This is a genomic window from uncultured Ralstonia sp. (assembly GCA_913056305.1).
Taxonomy (GTDB): Bacteria; Pseudomonadota; Gammaproteobacteria; order Burkholderiales; family Burkholderiaceae; genus Ralstonia.
Map to the genome: position 1 here is coordinate 1 of CAJXMR010000097.1, position 16,371 is coordinate 16,371.

Sequence of the window (16,371 nt, forward strand, 5' to 3'; positions counted from 1 at the left end):
ATCGAGATGCTGCTGGCGGAGCCCGATCCGCTGCCGGCAGGCTGATCCATGGGGTGAGCGCGACGCCTCGCGCTCACCAACTGTCCGACGAACCGCCGCCGCCGCTATCGCCACCGCCGCCGGAGAAACTGCCGCTGTCGCTGGAGTCGCTGCCGCTATCGCTGCTGGACGATCGGCTGCTGTCCCACGGAAAGGTGGTGCCGCTTGAATCGCGGGAGCGGCCCGATTTGCGCGGACGGCTTGTCTTGCGTCGCTTGGCCGGTTGTCGGGGGCGGCTTGTGACTCCACTGGCTGGCTGTGCCGGCGTTCGGAAAAAAACGTCCCAGATCGCAGCGCCGATCGCGGCGGTACTGAGCATCGTGATCGGCAACCCCAGCAACGCACCCTTCCAGTCCTGCGTGCTGAACCCGCCGGCCAACAGCAAGGTCATCAGCGCAGCCGCTGGCAGCATCCAGCGCCAGCGCGACCAGCGTGTCGCGAGCACGGGGCCGCCGATCAGGCCCAGAACGACAGACGCCAGCAAGGCAAATGCCTCGAAGGAGAGGTGTTCCGATGGTGGCGCGCTGGCGTTGTGCACCTGCGGTGCGGGTGTGTCCGTGACGACGATGGGCGCGCCCGAACCCGGCACCAACGCGATCAGCGCGTCGACCGCCCGGTCGATGCCGCCGCCAAAATCGCCCTGCCGGAAGGCCGGCGCCATGATGTCGCGATTGATGCGGCTCGACTTCACGTCCGTGATCGCGCCCTCCAGGCCATAGCCGACCTCGATGCGCATCTTGTGGTCCTGCCTGGCCACCAGCAGCAGGACGCCGTCGTCCACGCCACGTCGGCCCAGCCGCCATGCCTCGAAGACGCGGGTGGCGAATTGCTCGACGGCCTCGGGGTGCGTACTGTCCAGTATCAGCACGGCGATCTGCGCGCCGGTGCGCTGCTCCAGCGTGGCGAGCTTGCTTTCCAGCCGCACCGTGAACGCGCCGTCGAGCGTGCCGGTGAGGTCGGTCACCCGGCGGGCGAGCGCGGGCACCGGCTGCAGCGTCTGCGCCTGGGCAGGTCCGGTTGGCAGGAGGGTAGCCAGTGCGCCCAGGAGGAGCATCAGGAGCGCGCGCCAGAAGGGGGCGGCGCCGGCATCGTTCAAACGTGCGTTGCGCAATACGTGCATCCGGTGTTTTGTGTGCGGTGTTGTGAGCTTGTTTGGCGGCGTCAGTCGGAACCACCCGCTTCCGAGATGACGCTGACGACCACGTCGACGATGGTGTCTGCGGTGCCGTCCAGCACTTCGCCGACGACCTCGCCGGGCGCTTCCGGATCGGTTGCGCGCCGGGGCCACACCCACCACAGGATCAGTGCGCTGGCGAACATCCCTGCCAGCGTCGCAAAGAACGACCCCGTGCCCAGGCGGGTGCCGAGCAGGCCCAGCAGCATCGGCGCGATGGGCACGGCCAGCAGGGCCAGCGCCCCCCAGCGCGCATGCAGGCCGGGCCAGAGCACCGCGCCGAGAATCCCACCCATCAACGCCGCGGCGATCACGAACGGCGCCTGCCCATGCCAGGCCGGATGCACGAACAGCCCCACCGCGCACAGCGGCAGCACCCAGTAGCCCCACGACGGGCGCACGGATAACAGCGCGCCAACTCCGGCCCCCACGGTAAAGGCGGCCACCATCGCGATGATTTCAATCGGCAGCGGCGATGGGCTGGGCGCGGTCGTCGCGGCCGCTGCTGCGGGGGCGGCCAGGCCCAGGCACAGTACGCCCAGCGCAAACTGCCACGGGGCGGCGGCGGGGTCGATGTACTGCGCACGCGCTGCAGGCCGCATGGTGTCCGTCGTCAGTCCGTTGAGCCACGCACCTTGCGCATGAAGTCTGCCAGCGAGCGCTCGGCGGATTCGGCGAAGTGCCGCTCCAGGATGTCGACCTTGACGCAGCGGTCAAGCCGGAAGGTGCGGTAGTCCTGGCGGTGCTCGCACCACGCGGCCACCAGCCAGACCTGGCCCCAGAAGAACAGGCCGAGCGGCTGGATGCAGCGCTCGGTCAACTGGCCCTGCGCGTCGCGGTACGACAGGCGCGCGACGGCGTGGCGGCCGAGCGCGGCATGCAGCGTGTCGAATACGTCCTTGACCTCGCGCCCCATGCCGTAGCCGGGCGCGAAGATGCGCGTGGTCTCGGCTTCGGCGCGGCGCTCGGCGGGCAGGGCGCCCATCAGCTTCTCCAGCGCCGCCTCGACCGAGCCGGCCATGGTGCCGCCGCTCCACGCCTTGATCATGCGGGCGCCGGCGACCAGCGCTTCGACTTCATCGGCGGTGAACATCAGCGGCGCGAGGTCGAAGCCCGCGCGCATGCGGTAGCCGATGCCGGCCTCGCCCTCGATCGGCACGCCGGAGATGGACAGGTCGCGGATGTCGCGGTAGACCGTGCGCTCGGACACGCCCAGGCGGTCGGCCAGCATCGCCGCCGTGGTCAGGCGGCGGCCTCGGAGGATCTGCGCAATCTGGAAGAGTCGGTCGGCGCGGCGGGTCATGGGCCGAATTTTAGTGCGCTTTGCGCCGCCCGCAATCGGCACGATGCACCCCTACGCACCGAAGGGGGTCAGCTCGCGCTCGGGGTGGATGTCGACCACGTCGACCTGCTCGCCCCGGCGCAGCATGCGCTTGCCCAGCCGGGGGAAGTCAGTGATCTCGATGTTCAGGTGTTCGCCGCCGGACAGGTAGGTGAGGTCTTCCTTGCCGCAGTTGCGCAGGTGGTGCGCGATGCCAACGGGGAAGGCCATGAAATCCCCCGCGCGCACGAAGTACATGCCGTCGTCGATCTCGGCCTGGCCCTCGCCCGAGAGGATGTAGATCCATTCCTCTTCGCGCTGGTGCGCGTGGTAGACGAACGACTCCTTGCCCGGCGGCACGCGCGCGAAATTGATGCCGGTGCGCTTGAGGCCCAGCAGGCGGCCCATCATGGTGCCGTGGATTTCCGACAGGCTGTTCCAGGGGTGTGAGAACGACTGCGTGCGCGCGGCGATGTCGGCCGCGCGCATGAGGTAGGGCGATTGACTCGGCATGATGCTCTTTTCTGTCTCGGTTGGTGTGGCCGGCGCCCGCGCGCCGGCCGGAACAGCCGGTCTGCGCAGCCTTATTGCTGCAGCAGGTAGGACTGCGTCTTCGCGTCCGGCTCGTGCAGGCCGACGCGGTTGCCTTCGGTGTCGACGAAGTGGGCGATGCGGCCCATGTGGTCGGGCAGTGTCAGCGGGCCGAACACGCATTGGCCGCCGGCGCCATTCACGCGCTCCAGTACGGCATCCAGGTTTGGTGCGTTCAGGTACAGCACGCTGCCCATGGTCGACGGCGTAAAGCCCTCGCCCTGCACCAGCGCACCGTGGACGGTGGTCTCGCCGGCCGGGAACACGCCCATGCGCATGTCGCCCATGTCTTCCTGCTTGAGCTGCGTATCGAAGACGTTCTCGTAGAACTTCACCGCGCGCGGGAAATCGGCGGTCGGGATTTCAAACCAGTTGATGACGCTTGCCATGGTGCTCGCTCCGGTTGGTGGCGCAGGGGGTTGGGGGAACCTGCGTCGTTAAGGTGGAGCGATTGTGGCGGGGGGCTCCTGACAGCGTTCTGTCAGGAGCATTCAGGAGGGTTCAGGAGAATTCGAGGGGTGTTGCAGATTGCCCAGGCAGTGAAACCCGGGGCGGAGAGGCAATGCGCTCAGTGCGGAATCCACCCCGCCAGCAGCGGCACCAGCACCGCTGTCAGGATGCCGTTCAGGCCCATGCCCAGCGCCGCGAACGCGCCGGCCTCCTGGTTGACCTGGAACGCGCGCGCCGTGCCAATGCCGTGCGCGGCGATGCCGGTGGCGAAGCCGCGCACGCTGTACTCGCGGATGCGCAGCAGGTTCAGCAGCCGCGTGGTGGTGGTCGCGCCCAGGATGCCGGTGATCATCACCAGCACGGCGGTCAGCGACGGCGCGCCGCCGATCTTCTCCGAGATGCCCATGGCGATCGGGATGGTGACCGACTTGGGCGCCATCGAGCGCAGCGTCTCGCCGGAGGCGCCCAGCAGCCATGCCACCGCAATCGCCGACACCACTGCCACGACGGAACCGGCCAGCAGCCCCACCAGCAGCGGCACCGCATGGCGGCGCAGCTTCGGCCATTGCTGGTACAGCGGCATCGCCAGCGCCACGGTGGCCGGACCGAGCAGGAAGTGCACGAACTGCGCGCCGTCGAAGTAGGTCTTGTACGGCGTGCCGGTCAGTGTCAGGAGCGTGGCCAGGATCGCCACCGCAATCAGCAGCGGATTGACCAGCGGGTTGAAGCGCCTGCGCTCGTGGATGCGGAAGGCGATCAGGTAGGCGACGAGGGTGGCGGTCAGGCCCAGCAGCGGGCTGGCGGCCAGGTAGACCCAGAGCTTGTGCAGGTCTGGCGTGACGGCGGTCATGGCGCCAGCTCCTCGTTGGTCTCGCCGTGGTCGCCCATGCGGCGCATCAGCGCGCGCGTGACCAGTGCCGCGGTGCCGATCGCCAGCCAGGTCGATACGACAGTGGCGACGACGATGGGCAACCACTCCTGCCCGATGCGGTGCAGCTGCACCATCACGCCCACGCCGGCCGGCACGAACAGGATGGTCAAGTGGCGCAGCAGCTCAGTGATGGTGCCCTGCATGACTTCGAGGATGCGGCCGCGGTCCGCCAGCAGGTACACAAACAGCAGCACCATGCCGATCACCGGGCCGGGCACGGGCAGGTGCAGGGAATACGTCAGCAGCTCGCCGATCGACTGGAACGTCAACAGGATCGCGAAGGTTTGCAGCATGGGGACTCCAGGTGAAACGAAGCGGCCAGTATAGAACCGGGCCGCTTCCGCTTCAGGCGAGGATGCGGTCCACCAGCTCGATCCAGTGCTCGACCGGCGTGTCGGTGCCACTCTGCAGATGCGTCACACAGCCGATGTTGGCGGTGACGATGCGCTCGGGCTGAACAGCCTGCAGGTTGCGCAGCTTGTCGTCGCGCAGGCGGTAGGCCAGCTCGGGTTGCAGCACCGAATACGTGCCCGCCGAACCGCAGCACAGGTGGCTGTCGGCGCAGAGTTTCACATCCACGCCCAGGGAGGTCAGCAGCGTCTCCACTGCGCCGCGGATCTGCTGGCCGTGTTGCAGCGTGCAAGGCGGATGCCAGGCTACACGCGGGCGTTGCGCTGCGGGTTTGGCTTTCTGCAGGAGCGTATCGGAGAAGGCCGGCAGCACCTCGCACAGGTCGCGCGTCAGGGCGGATACACGCTTGGCGCGCTCGGCATAGGCCGGATCGTCGCGCAGCAGCAGGCCGTATTCCTTGACCATCGCGCCGCAGCCGGATGCCGTCATGACGATGGCCTCGGCGCCGGCTTCGATATGCGGCCACCATGCGTCGATGTTGGCGCGCATGTTGTCGAGGCCGCCCACGTGGTCGTTCATGTGATAGCGGATGGCACCGCAGCAGCCCGCACGATCTGCGCTGATGAGCTGCACGCCCAGCTTGTCGAACACGCGTGCCGTGGCCGCATTGATGTTGGGCGACATGGCGGGCTGCACGCAGCCTTCGAGCAGCAGCATCTTGCGCGCATGTGTGGCGATTGGCCGCACGCCGGCGCGGGGCTGCTTCGCCGGCACCTTGTTGCGCAGCACGGGTGGCAAGAGCGGACGCACGGCCTGCCCGAGCTTGAGCGCCGGGCCGAACAGCGCGGGCCGCGTCAGCCCCTCGCGCAGCACCCAGCGCACCGCACGCTCGGCCAGCGGGCGCGCTTCGCCCTTGGCGTCGAGCTGGTCGTCGACGATCTTGCGGCCGATCTCCGCGAGGCGGCCGTAGGTCACGCCGGAGGGGCAGGTCGATTCGCAGTTGCGGCAGGTCAGGCAGCGGTCCAGGTGCAGGCGCGTGGCGGCACCGGCAGGCTGGCCTTCCAGCACCTGCTTCATCAGGTAGATGCGCCCGCGCGGGCCGTCCAGCTCGTCGCCGAGCAGCTGGTAGGTCGGGCAGGTGGCCGTGCAGAAGCCGCAGTGCACGCACTTCTGCACGATGCTTTGGGCCTCTTCGCCGTCGGGGGTGTTGCGCAGGAACGCCGCGAGCGTGATTTGCATGGTGGGGCGGGCTCTCAGAAGTCTGCGTACAGGCGGCCGGGGTTGAAGATGCCGTGCGGGTCGAAGCTGTCCTTCAGGCGCTGGTGCACGGCCATCAGCGGCGCGGCGACGGGTGTGAAGACATCGCTGGCGCGGTCGCCGTTGCGGAACAGCGTGGCGTGGCCGCCGGCCTGGCGCGCGGCGTCGCGGATGGTGGCGGCGGGTGTGCTGGCCGTGTCGATCCACCAGCGCTGGCCGCCGCCCCATTCGACGAGTTGTTCGTCGGCGGAGGCTGCCCCAAGCGCCAGCGGCGGCGTGGCTGGGGGCAGGGCGATGCGCCACAGCGGCAGACTGCCTCGCGCGGCACGCGCAAAGAACGTGTGCGACTGCTCGCGCAGGTCGCGCCAGAACGTGGCGGCTTCCGCATCGTCGACGCGTTCTCCACCGAGCCTGGCAATGGCCGCGCGCACGGCCGCATCAGCGCCGCACAGGCGCACCCACAGCGCGCCGCCGACCCACGCCGACGCCGCGATCGGCAGCGGCTGGCCGCCCCAACGGTTCAGCGTGTCGATGGCCTCGCCTTGCGGCATGGCAAAGCGCAGCGTGGCATCGCAGAACGGCATCGGCAGCACCTTCAGCGACACCTGCACGACGAGGCCCAGCGTGCCGAGCGCACCGGCCATCAGGCGCGAGACGTCGTAGCCGGCTACGTTCTTCATCACCTGGCCGCCGAAGTTGAGCATGTCGCCGCGGCCATCCATGACCACGGCGCCGAGCACGAAGTCGCGCAGCGCACCGACCGATTGCCGGCGCGGGCCCGACAGGCCAGACGCGAATGCGCCACCTACGGTTGCTTGCTTGCCATCGGCGGCAAAGTGCGGCGGCTCGAATGCCAGCATCTGGCGGTGTTCGGCCAGAGCGGCTTCGATCTCGGTGAGCGGCGTGCCGCTGCGCGCGGTGATGACGAGTTCGGCGGGGTCGTAATCGACGATGCCGGACCACGCGCGTGTATCGAGCACGGTGGCGTTGGCAGCCGGCGCGCGGCCGTAGAAATCCTTGGTGCCGCCGCCGCGCAGGGTGAGCGGCGTGCGGCTGTCGGCAGCCTGCGCGATGGCGTCGCGAAAGCGCGCGAGGGTGGGGTCAAGTGCAGTCATCGCGGGATCAGAAACGCGGCAGGTCGGGATGCGGAAGCAGGCCGTTGCGCACGTGCAGCTTGCCGTATTCGGCGCAGCGCGCGAGCGTGGGGATCGCCTTGTCGGGGTTCAGCAGGCGCGCCGGGTCGAAGGCGGCCTTCAGGCGCAGGAACGCGTCGCGCTCCTCGGTCGAGAACTGCACGCACATCGAGCTGAGCTTCTCCACGCCCACGCCGTGCTCGCCCGTCACCGTGCCGCCCAGCTCCACGCAGGTCTCGAGGATGTCGGCGCCGAACAATTCCGCGCGGTGCCATTCGTCCTGGTCTTCGCCGTTGAAGAGGATCAGCGGGTGCATGTTGCCGTCACCCGCATGGAACACGTTGATGCACCGCAAGGCGTACTTCTGCTCCATCGCCTGGATGCGTTTGAGCAGCGTGCCGATGTGCTTGCGCGGGATGGTGCCGTCCATGCAGTAGTAGTCCGGCGAGATGCGCCCGGCCGCCGGGAAGGCGTTCTTGCGGCCGCTCCAGAACTTCAGCCGCTCGGCTTCGCTCTGCGAGACCTGGATGCGCGTGGCGCCCGAGGCGCGCAGCACCTCGCTCATGCGGGCGATCTCTTCGGCCACCTCCTCGGGCGTGCCGTCGGATTCGCACAGCAGGATGGCGGCGGCGTCGAGGTCGTAGCCGGCGCAGACGAACTCCTCGACCGCCGCGGTGGCGGGCTTGTCCATCATCTCCAGCCCCGCCGGGATGATGCCGGCGGCAATCACGTCGGCCACGGCGTTGCCGCCGGTTTCCACGTTGTCGAAGCTCGCCATGATCACCTGCGCGAGCTGCGGCTTGGGGATCAGCCGCACGGTCACTTCCGTCACCACGGCCAGCATGCCTTCGGAGCCGATCACGGTGGCGAGCAGGTCCAGGCCGGGCGCGTCGGGCGCCTCGCTGCCGAATTCGACCACCTCGCCGTCCATCATCACCGCACGCACGCGCAGCACGTTGTGCACGGTCAGGCCGTACTTCAGGCAGTGCACGCCGCCGGAGTTCTCGTTGACGTTGCCGCCGATGGTGCAGGCGATCTGCGACGACGGATCGGGCGCGTAGTACAGCCCGTGCGGGTTGGCCGCCTCCGAGATGGCAAGGTTGCGCACGCCCGGCTGCACGACGGCCGTGCGCGTATAGGGATCGAGTTTGAGGATGCGCTTGAACTTGGCCAGCGACAGCACCAGCCCGCCCGGCGTGGGCATCGCACCACCGGAGAGGCTCGTGCCGGCGCCGCGCGGCACCACGGGTACGCCCAGGCGGTGGCAGATGCGCAGGATCTCGACGACCTGCGCCTCGGTGTCCGGCAGCACCACGGCCAGCGGCACCTGCCGGTAGGCGGCGAGGCCGTCGCATTCATACGGGGTGGTGTCTTCGCGTTCCCAGAGCAGGGCCTCGTCAGGCACGAGGGGCGCGAGCGCGGCGATCAGCTCCGCCTGGACGGCAGACAGATCGCGGGCGTTGGCGGGCAGCGGCGCGTTCATGGGGTGTCTCGCTTGTGTCTCGCTTGTGTTTTGCCCGGCGGCGGTGGCCGGGATGCGAGGCACTATAGCCCGGCGGCCGCGCCGCGCGATGTGTTAAGGACTTTTACTGCGATGAATTTGGCTCGCGATTCCAGCCAATCGGATTCATCGCATTGCAGCAGGGCCGCTGGTCTGGCAACCCCGGCCTACCACTCCAGCCCAAGCAGCCAATCCACAAAATGCTGCGCCTCGGGCTTCATCGGCGCCTGCTCGCGCTGGACGATGTAATAAGCATGCGGCGACGCCGATTCGATGTCCAGCAGCCGCACGATCTGTCCCGAGGCCAGCCAGTTGCGCGCCATGGCCTGCCGCACCAGCGCCACGCCCTGGTTGGACGCCACCGCCTCCAGCATCAGGCCGATGTCGTTGAACAGCGATCCGGTCGACGGCTCCGGCGCATCCAGCCCGGCTGCCTCGAACCATGGGCGCCACGGCTCCAGCGGGCTGCGCAGCAGCGTCAGGTTCAGCAACTGCGACGGCTCGGTGATGGTGTTGCCGCTGATCTGCTCGAAGTAGCCGCGCCCGCACGCCGGGAAGACCGGCTCGTTGAGCAGCAGCGTGGTCTTCAGATCCGGATAGCGGCCGCTGCCGTAGCGGATCTCGACATCGGTGTCCTCGGCCTTCACGTCGAGGAAGGGGATGGACAGATGCAGCTCCAGGTCGATGTGCGGATACAGCGCGTTGAACTCCGGCAGGCGCGGCACCAGGTGCTGGCGGCCGAAGGTGGGCGGAATCGCCACGCGCAGCCGCGCGCGCTGCTTGCTGAACTCGGGCCGCGCCAGTTCGTGCAGGCTCTTGAGTGCGTCCTGCACGCTGCGCAGGTAGCGCGTGCCGGCAGCCGTCAGGCGCAGCGCTGTGCCAGTCCGCACGAACAGGTCCTCGCCCCACAGCTCTTCAAGGTTCTTGATACGGTGGGACACCGCGCTGGGCGTAACGGACAACTCTTCCGCTGCTCGCGCGAAGCTCGCATGACGCGCCCCCGCTTCGAAGGCAATCAACAGGTGTAGCGGCGGAACGCGCTTGAAGACGGAGGCCATGCGAGCGTGCGGTTGGGTTACAGGTGGAAGATCTTGCCGGGGTTCAGGATGTGCTTCGGGTCCAGCGCCTGCTTGACGCTGCGCATCAGGTCGATCGCATCGTTGCCATGTTCTGCCACGAGGAAGTCCATCTTGTGCAACCCGACGCCGTGCTCGCCCGTGCAGGTGCCGTCCATGGCAATCGCACGCGCAACGATACGCTGGTTGATGCGCTCGGCTTCGGCCAGCTCTTCCGGCTTGTTCGGGTCGATCAGCAGGGCGACGTGGAAGTTGCCGTCGCCCACGTGGCCGACGATGGGCGCGGGCAGGTGCAGCGCGCTGGCAATCAGGTCTTGCTCGGTCTCCACCACGCACTCGGCCAGGCGCGAGATCGGCACGCACACGTCGGTGGTGACGGCGCGGCAGCCGGGCTTGAGCTGCAGGAAGGCGAAGAACGCATTGTGGCGGGCGTTCCAGAGGCGGCTGCGGTCCTCGGGCCGTGTGGCCCATTCGAAGCCCTGGCCCTGGTGATCGGCGGCAATTTGCTGGACGGTCTCGGCCTGCTCCTGCACACCGTGCTCGGAGCCGTGGAATTCGAAGAACAGCGTCGGCATCTCGGGCAGCGTCAGCTTGTCGTACTGATTGATCGCGCGGATGGCCAGCGCATCGACAAACTCCACGCGCGCGATCGGCACGCCCATCTGGATCGTGTCGATCACGGCGGACACCGCGTCGCCCATGCTCGGGAACGCGCACACCGCGGCGGACACGGCCTCCGGCTGCGGATACAGCTTCAGCGTGATCTCGGTGATGATGCCCAGCGTCCCCTCGCTGCCGATAAAGAGGCGCGTCAGGTCATAGCCCGCCGACGATTTGCGCGCACGGTTGGCGGTCTTGATGACGCGGCCGTCGGCGGTCACCACGGTCAGGTTCAGTACGTTCTCGCGCATCGTGCCGTAGCGCACGGCGTTGGTACCGGACGCGCGCGTCGCGCACATGCCGCCGATGGAGGCATCCGCGCCCGGGTCGATCGGGAAGAACAGGCCGGTCTCGCGGATCTCGGTGTTGAGCTGCTTGCGCGTGACGCCGGGCTCGACCGTCACCGTCAGGTCTTCCGGATGGACCGACAGCACGCGGTTCATCTGCGAGAGGTCGAGGCTCACGCCGCCGGCCACGGCCAGCAGGTGGCCTTCGAGCGACGAGCCAGCGCCGTACGGGATCAGCGGGATCTCGTGTTCGTAGCACAGCTTGGCAACGGCGGCGACGTCCTCGGTGGTCTGCGCGAAGACCACGGCGTCGGGCAGCATCGGGTCGTAGGCGGATTCATCGCGGCCGTGGTGGGCGCGTACGGCATCGCTGGTGGACAGGCGCTCGCCGAAGCGGGTGCGCAGCGCGTCGAGCATCGCCGGCGGGATCGGCTTGCGGAGCAACGGGTGCGGGGGAACGGGATGGTTCATGACTGTCTCGCGCGTGTGTTGGTGTGGTGCACGTTCCGCGTCACCCCGGAAGCGCTTGGACCGCTCTGGCGGCGGGCCTGATTCTGCGATTCTAACGCCGCACGTCGCCAGCGCCGCCCGGTCTTGCGATAATGCAGTGCACGCATAACGGAGACACATCGTGGGCAACCGCTTATCCAAGATCGCCACGCGCACCGGCGACGACGGCACCACCGGCCTCGGCGATGGCAGCCGCACAGCAAAGGATAGCCTGCGCATCGCCGCCATCGGCGACGTCGACGAGCTGAACTCGCACATCGGTGTGCTGCTCACAGAGACCTTGCCGGACGGGGTGCGTGTGGCGCTGACCGCCATCCAGCACGACCTGTTCGACCTCGGCGGCGAGTTGTGCATCCCCGGCTACACGATGGTTACGACGGCGCACGTGCTGCGCCTGGACCAATGGCTGGCCGATTACAACGCTGACCTGCCGCGCCTGGCCGAATTCATCCTGCCCGGCGGTAGCCGCGCGGCGGCGCAGGCGCACGTGTGCCGCACGGTCGCGCGCCGGGCCGAGCGCACCATCGTCGCGCTGGGCCGCGCGGAGACGATTGGCGAGGCGCCGCGCCAGTACGTCAATCGCTTGTCCGACTTGCTGTTCGTGCTGGCCCGCGTGCTGAACCGCGCAGACGGCGGCACCGATGTCCTGTGGGAGCGCGACGTCCACAAGCCCGCGTAAGCGAAGTCGACCCACCCAAACAAAACGGCCCGATGTTTCCACCGGGCCGTTTTGCTGTGCAGCGCGCGCGTTCAGTTCACGTGCGTCTGCTGGCCTTGCCCCACGGACGCCAGCCCCTGCAGTTGCGCGGGCATCGTTACCGTCAGTGCTTGTGACGGCGTCGGTGCCGGGAAGCCGGCCTCGGCCAGCGCTTCCCTGATTGTTCGGTTGGTGTCGAAGTAGACCTGCCAGTAGTTGTCGTTGTGAGCGTACGGGCGCACCGCCAGCACCGGCCCCACCAAGTTGAACTCCAGGATCTCCACGTCGACCGCCGGCTCGGCCAGCACGTTCGGGATGGTCGCGACCTTCTCCTTGAGCAGGGCGATGGCGGCGCGGTGGTCGGCGCTGCCGGCCAGTTGCGCCTTCAGCTCGACGCGGCGGAACGGGTTGGCGGTGTAGTTCTGGATCGTGTCGGAGAAGATCTTGTTGTTGCCGATCAGCGTCACGACGTTGTCCGGCGTGTTGAGCGCGGTGGCAAACAGGCCGATCTCCTTGACCGTGCCGGTCACGCCACCGGCCGTCACGAAGTCGCCCACCTTGAACGGCCGCAGCACGATCAGGAAGGCGCCCGCCGCAAAGTTCGCCAGGAGGCCCGACCATGCCATGCCGATCGCCACGCCGGCGGCGGCAATCAGCGCCGCGAACGTCGTCGTCTGCACGCCGAAATAACCGAGGATGCCGATCACCAGCAGCACGTTCAACGTGACGGTGATCACCGAGCCGACATAGCGCAGCACGGTCGGGTCGACCTTCTGCCGCTCCAGCGACCCCTGCACCATGCGCACGGCCACGTGGATCAGCCAGCGGCCGATCACCCAGAAGGCGATGGCGGCCAGGATCTTCATGCCGACGTCGGTGGCGTACTGCGTCAGGATCGCCTGGTATTTGCTTGCGGTATTGACGGTGGTGTCCACCAAGTTGTCAGCCATGGTTGCCTCCGGAGGGGGTAGGGATTTCGGGAATCCCTCCACGATATGCCAAAGGGGCTGCACTTGTGTGACTTTGATACGTTTTGGTCACATTTGTTTTACATTGACCGGCCCGTCGGCCAATGAAAAAAGGACGCCCGCAGGCGTCCTTCATAGAGCGCAGGCGCAGATCAGTTACCGCTGCCGGGCACCATACGGCGCTTGCGCACGGCCTCAGCCAGCGTCTCGAGCACCTTGACCGAATCGTCCCAGCCGATGCAGGCGTCGGTCACGCTCTGGCCGTAGGCGAGGTCTTCCACCGGCGTGCCCTGCACGTGGTCCTGGCGGCCGCCGTTGATGTGCGACTCGACCATCACGCCGACGATGCGATTGTCGCCGCCGGCCATCTGGCGGCCGATGTCCTCGCACACCGGGATCTGGTTCTCATGCTTCTTGCTGCTGTTGGCGTGCGAGGCGTCGATCATCAGGCGCGCGGCCAGGCCCGACTTGGCGATGGCGTCGCAGGCTTCCTGCACGCTGGCCGCGTCGTAGTTGGGCGTCTTGCCGCCGCGCAGGATGATGTGGCAATCCTCGTTGCCCGCCGTCGATACGATGGCCGAGTGGCCGCCCTTGGTGACCGACAGGAAGTGGTGCGGCTGCGACGCGGCCTTGATGGCGTCCACGGCGATCTTCACGTTGCCGTCGGTGCCGTTCTTGAAGCCGACCGGGCACGACAGTCCGGAAGCCAGCTCGCGGTGCACCTGCGATTCCGTCGTACGCGCACCGATCGCGCCCCAGCTCACCAGATCGGCGATGTACTGCGGGCTGATCATGTCGAGGTATTCGGTGCCGGCCGGCAGACCCAGCTCGTTGATGTTCATCAGCACCTCGCGCGCGGTGCGCAGGCCGTCGTTGATCTTGAAGCTGCCGTCCATGTACGGATCGTTGATCAGGCCCTTCCAGCCGACCGTGGTGCGCGGCTTCTCGAAGTACACGCGCATGACGATTTCCAGCTCGTTCTTGAAGCGCTCGCGCTGCGCGACCAGGCGGCGGGCGTAGTCCAGCGCGGCCTTGGTGTCGTGGATGGAGCAGGGGCCGATGATGACGATCAGGCGGTCGTCCATGCCGTGCAGGATGCGGTGCATGGCGTTCCGGCTTTGGTAGATCAGCTCGGACACGGCGTCGCTGCACGGGAATTCGCGAATCAGGTGTGACGGCGGCGTCAGTTCTTTCAGTTCGCGAATGCGCAAATCATCGGTGTTCTTCGGCATGGAAAGCTCCAGGGGGGTGTCTTGGTTCGTGTATTGGAAACGTCTACTGTGTTCGGATCATGTTTCGCGTCGGTGCCGGGGTAGGGCGGAGACTGGGCGAAAAAAAACCGCCAGGGTCGCTGGCGGTTTTCGGTATCTGTCGGGTGCTTTATTTTTGCTGCAAGCGCCCCTCTCCTTCCGCCAGCGGTGCGAGATGCCAAAAATAAAAGTAAAAAAACTTGGCGAAGGACATGGAGGGAAAAGCTAGGCGATGCAAGAAAAAAGTCGGGAAGCGCTACTGCGCCGCACCAATCGAACCGTCTTTATAACCCCTTTTTTTGGGGGCCGCAAGTCAGAATACTCCGAGAGTGCGGCCCACCGTAGCGGCCTTGCGGCAAATCAGGCCGTGCCGCCCACCGTCATGTTCTCGATGCGCAGGGTCGGCTGGCCCACGCCCACCGGCACGCTCTGGCCTTCCTTGCCGCACACGCCGATGCCCGAATCCAGGCGCATGTCGTTGCCGATCATGGTCACGTGCTTGAGCGATTCCGGGCCGTTGCCGACCAGCGTTGCGCCCTTGACCGGTGCGGTGATCTTGCCGTCTTCGATCAGGTAGGCCTCGCTGGCCGAGAACACGAACTTGCCGTTGGTGATGTCGACCTGGCCGCCGCCGAAGTTGACCGCATACAGGCCCTTCTTGACGCTGGCGATGATCTCCTGCGGGTCCTTGTCGCCGCCGAGCATGTAGGTGTTGGTCATGCGCGGCATCGGCAGGGCGGCGTAGCTCTCGCGGCGGGCGTTGCCGGTCACGGGCATCTTCATCAGGCGTGCGTTGAGCGTGTCCTGCATGTAGCCGGTCAGGATGCCGTCTTCGATGAGCGTGTTGCACTGCGTGGGGTTGCCCTCGTCGTCGAGGTTGAGCGAGCCGCGGCGGTTGGCCAGCGTGCCGTCGTCCACCACGGTGACACCCTTGGCCGCCACGCGCTCGCCCATGCGGCCCGAGAACGCCGACGAGCCCTTGCGGTTGAAGTCGCCCTCCAGCCCGTGGCCGATGGCCTCGTGCAGCAGCACGCCGGGCCAGCCCGAGCCGAGCACGACGGTCATGGTGCCGGCCGGCGCCGGCTTGGCTTCCAGGTTGACCAGCGCGGAGGAGACCGCCTCGTCCACGTACTGGCGCAGCAGGTCGTCGGTGAAGTAGCCGTAGGCATAGCGGCCGCCACCGCCGGAGCTGCCCATCTCGCGGCGCCCATTGTGCTCGGCGATGACGGTGACGGAGACGCGCACCAGCGGGCGCACGTCCGCGGCGATCACGCCGTCGCTGCGCGCGACCAGCATCACGTCGTATTCACCGGCCAGGCCGGCCATCACCTGCACCACGCGCGGGTCCTTGGCGCGGGCGAGCTTTTCGATGCGTTCGAGCAGGGCGACTTTCTCCGATGCGGTCATCGAATCGAGCGGGTCGTTCGGCGCGTACAGCGCACGGCCGCCCTGGCTGTTCTGCAGGCTGCTCGCTACCTTGACGCGCCCGGCGCCAGCCTTGCCGATCGTGCGCGTGGCGCCGGCAGCCTGCAGCAGCGCAGGCAGGCTGATGTCGTCGGAATACGCGAACGCGGTGCGGTCGCCCGACACGGCGCGCACGCCCACGCCCTGGTCGATGCTGAAGCTGCCCGACTTGACGATGCCTTCTTCCAGGCTCCACGCCTCGTTGCGGGTGTACTGGAAATACAGGTCGGCATAGTCGACGCGGTGCGTGAAGATGTCGGCCAGCGCGCGCTGCAGGTGCGCTTCGTCGAGGCTGTACGGATCGAGCAGCACGCGGCGCGCGATGGACAGGTTCTGGATGGCGATGTCGCCTGCGTTCATGGTGGGTTCTCGCTGAGGAATTCGTGAATTCGGGAATTCGGTTGGGCTACATCACACGGTGTTTCAGCGCCGGCAGGTCACGGCGCACCTGCGCCAGGCGCGCCGGGTCCATGTCGCCGATGGCGATGCCTTCGCCTTCGGGCACGGCGCTGATGATCTCGCCCCAGGGGTCGACCAGCATGGAATGGCCCCAGGTGCGGCGGCCGTTCTCATGGCGCCCGCCCTGTGCGGCGGCGAGCACGTAACACTGGTTCTCGACCGCGCGGGCGCGCAACAGCAGCTCCCAGTGCGCGGCACCCGTCACGTAGGTGAAGGCCGCCGGCATCAGAATCAAGTTCAGGTTGCCCTGCG

Annotated in this window: 17 protein-coding genes; 1 reads left to right on the forward strand and 16 read right to left on the reverse strand. The window is 67.6% G+C overall.

The genetic code is table 11. The features are described 5' to 3' along the window. Positions 1–73: 73 nt before the first annotated feature. From QZ609_RS15490 to QZ609_RS15545, 12 genes are all read right to left on the reverse strand, one after another. A complete protein-coding gene (locus QZ609_RS15490; protein WP_295496550.1) occupies positions 74–1,150 on the reverse strand; it encodes a YgcG family protein in 1,077 nt (358 codons plus the stop codon). Positions 1,151–1,200: 50 nt separating this feature from the next. Then, the gene (locus QZ609_RS15495) at positions 1,201–1,815 is read right to left on the reverse strand and encodes a hypothetical protein (protein ID WP_295496552.1); all 615 of its coding nucleotides are present in this window, start codon (positions 1,813–1,815) and stop codon (positions 1,201–1,203) included. Between the two features lie 11 nt (positions 1,816–1,826). Then, positions 1,827–2,525: a YafY family protein gene (locus tag QZ609_RS15500; RefSeq protein WP_295496589.1), complete on the reverse strand. Its 699-nt coding sequence runs from the start codon at positions 2,523–2,525 to the stop codon at positions 1,827–1,829. Positions 2,526–2,567: 42 nt separating this feature from the next. Then, the gene (locus QZ609_RS15505) at positions 2,568–3,047 is read right to left on the reverse strand and encodes a cupin domain-containing protein (protein ID WP_295496554.1); all 480 of its coding nucleotides are present in this window, start codon (positions 3,045–3,047) and stop codon (positions 2,568–2,570) included. A gap of 71 nt (positions 3,048–3,118) precedes the next feature. Next, positions 3,119–3,514, reverse strand: a complete 396-nt coding sequence (locus QZ609_RS15510; RefSeq protein WP_295496557.1) for a VOC family protein — start codon at positions 3,512–3,514, stop codon at positions 3,119–3,121. A 179-nt stretch (positions 3,515–3,693) separates the two neighbouring features. Then, on the reverse strand, positions 3,694–4,425 hold the full coding sequence (locus tag QZ609_RS15515) for an LrgB family protein (RefSeq protein ID WP_295496560.1): 732 nt from the start codon (positions 4,423–4,425) through the stop codon (positions 3,694–3,696). Further along, a complete protein-coding gene (locus QZ609_RS15520) occupies positions 4,422–4,799 on the reverse strand; it encodes a CidA/LrgA family protein (RefSeq protein ID WP_295496563.1) in 378 nt (125 codons plus the stop codon). Before QZ609_RS15520 ends, QZ609_RS15515 begins: the two co-directional genes overlap by 4 nt. Before the next feature lie 52 nt (positions 4,800–4,851). Further along, positions 4,852–6,096 (reverse strand): glycolate oxidase subunit GlcF, encoded by a 1,245-nt coding sequence (glcF, locus tag QZ609_RS15525; protein ID WP_295496565.1) that lies wholly within the window; start codon positions 6,094–6,096, stop codon positions 4,852–4,854. 14 nt (positions 6,097–6,110) lie between these two features. Then, positions 6,111–7,229, reverse strand: coding sequence for a glycolate oxidase subunit GlcE (gene glcE, locus QZ609_RS15530; protein ID WP_295496567.1), 1,119 nt, complete (start codon positions 7,227–7,229; stop codon positions 6,111–6,113). A gap of 7 nt (positions 7,230–7,236) precedes the next feature. Then, positions 7,237–8,730, reverse strand: coding sequence for an FAD-linked oxidase C-terminal domain-containing protein (locus tag QZ609_RS15535; protein ID WP_295496569.1), 1,494 nt, complete (start codon positions 8,728–8,730; stop codon positions 7,237–7,239). Positions 8,731–8,915: 185 nt separating this feature from the next. Next, complete coding sequence (locus QZ609_RS15540; RefSeq protein ID WP_295496572.1) at positions 8,916–9,806, reverse strand: LysR substrate-binding domain-containing protein; 891 nt, start codon at positions 9,804–9,806, stop codon at positions 8,916–8,918. A gap of 17 nt (positions 9,807–9,823) precedes the next feature. Then, entirely contained in the window at positions 9,824–11,242 is a 1,419-nt protein-coding gene (locus tag QZ609_RS15545; RefSeq protein ID WP_295496574.1) for an FAD-linked oxidase C-terminal domain-containing protein, read from the reverse strand. Between the two features lie 160 nt (positions 11,243–11,402). Between QZ609_RS15545 and QZ609_RS15550 the strand changes: the two genes are divergently transcribed. Continuing rightward, positions 11,403–11,960 carry a cob(I)yrinic acid a,c-diamide adenosyltransferase gene (locus QZ609_RS15550; RefSeq protein WP_295496576.1) on the forward strand — a complete coding sequence of 186 codons (558 nt, stop codon included), beginning with the start codon at positions 11,403–11,405 and terminating at the stop codon, positions 11,958–11,960. Between the two features lie 71 nt (positions 11,961–12,031). Here the strand turns inward: QZ609_RS15550 and QZ609_RS15555 are convergent, their stop codons facing one another. The 4 genes from QZ609_RS15555 to QZ609_RS15570 form a co-directional block, all read right to left on the reverse strand. Further along, a complete protein-coding gene (locus tag QZ609_RS15555) occupies positions 12,032–12,928 on the reverse strand; it encodes a mechanosensitive ion channel family protein (protein ID WP_295496578.1) in 897 nt (298 codons plus the stop codon). Between the two features lie 170 nt (positions 12,929–13,098). After that, entirely contained in the window at positions 13,099–14,178 is a 1,080-nt protein-coding gene (aroG, locus tag QZ609_RS15560; RefSeq protein WP_295496581.1) for a 3-deoxy-7-phosphoheptulonate synthase AroG, read from the reverse strand. Positions 14,179–14,556: 378 nt separating this feature from the next. Beyond that, positions 14,557–16,020 (reverse strand): metalloprotease TldD, encoded by a 1,464-nt coding sequence (tldD, locus tag QZ609_RS15565; RefSeq protein WP_295496584.1) that lies wholly within the window; start codon positions 16,018–16,020, stop codon positions 14,557–14,559. 46 nt (positions 16,021–16,066) lie between these two features. Further along, positions 16,067–16,371: nitrilase-related carbon-nitrogen hydrolase (locus QZ609_RS15570; protein ID WP_295496587.1), on the reverse strand; the 305-nt coding region annotated here is incomplete at its 5' end.

Bases quoted from the DNA above. Each gene is read 5' to 3' on its own strand.
- QZ609_RS15545 (WP_295496574.1), bottom strand. From the start codon at position 11,242: ATGAACCATCCCGTTCCCCCGCACCCGTTGCTCCGCAAGCCGATCCCG.
- QZ609_RS15510 (WP_295496557.1), bottom strand. From the start codon at position 3,514: ATGGCAAGCGTCATCAACTGGTTTGAAATCCCGACCGCCGATTTCCCG.
- QZ609_RS15520 (WP_295496563.1), bottom strand. From the start codon at position 4,799: ATGCTGCAAACCTTCGCGATCCTGTTGACGTTCCAGTCGATCGGCGAG.
- QZ609_RS15515 (WP_295496560.1), bottom strand. From the start codon at position 4,425: ATGACCGCCGTCACGCCAGACCTGCACAAGCTCTGGGTCTACCTGGCC.
- QZ609_RS15540 (WP_295496572.1), bottom strand. From the start codon at position 9,806: ATGGCCTCCGTCTTCAAGCGCGTTCCGCCGCTACACCTGTTGATTGCC.
- QZ609_RS15505 (WP_295496554.1), bottom strand. From the start codon at position 3,047: ATGCCGAGTCAATCGCCCTACCTCATGCGCGCGGCCGACATCGCCGCG.
- QZ609_RS15535 (WP_295496569.1), bottom strand. From the start codon at position 8,730: ATGAACGCGCCGCTGCCCGCCAACGCCCGCGATCTGTCTGCCGTCCAG.
- glcF (WP_295496565.1), bottom strand. From the start codon at position 6,096: ATGCAAATCACGCTCGCGGCGTTCCTGCGCAACACCCCCGACGGCGAA.
- tldD (WP_295496584.1), bottom strand. From the start codon at position 16,020: ATGAACGCAGGCGACATCGCCATCCAGAACCTGTCCATCGCGCGCCGC.
- aroG (WP_295496581.1), bottom strand. From the start codon at position 14,178: ATGCCGAAGAACACCGATGATTTGCGCATTCGCGAACTGAAAGAACTG.
- glcE (WP_295496567.1), bottom strand. From the start codon at position 7,229: ATGACTGCACTTGACCCCACCCTCGCGCGCTTTCGCGACGCCATCGCG.
- QZ609_RS15555 (WP_295496578.1), bottom strand. From the start codon at position 12,928: ATGGCTGACAACTTGGTGGACACCACCGTCAATACCGCAAGCAAATAC.
- QZ609_RS15495 (WP_295496552.1), bottom strand. From the start codon at position 1,815: ATGCGGCCTGCAGCGCGTGCGCAGTACATCGACCCCGCCGCCGCCCCG.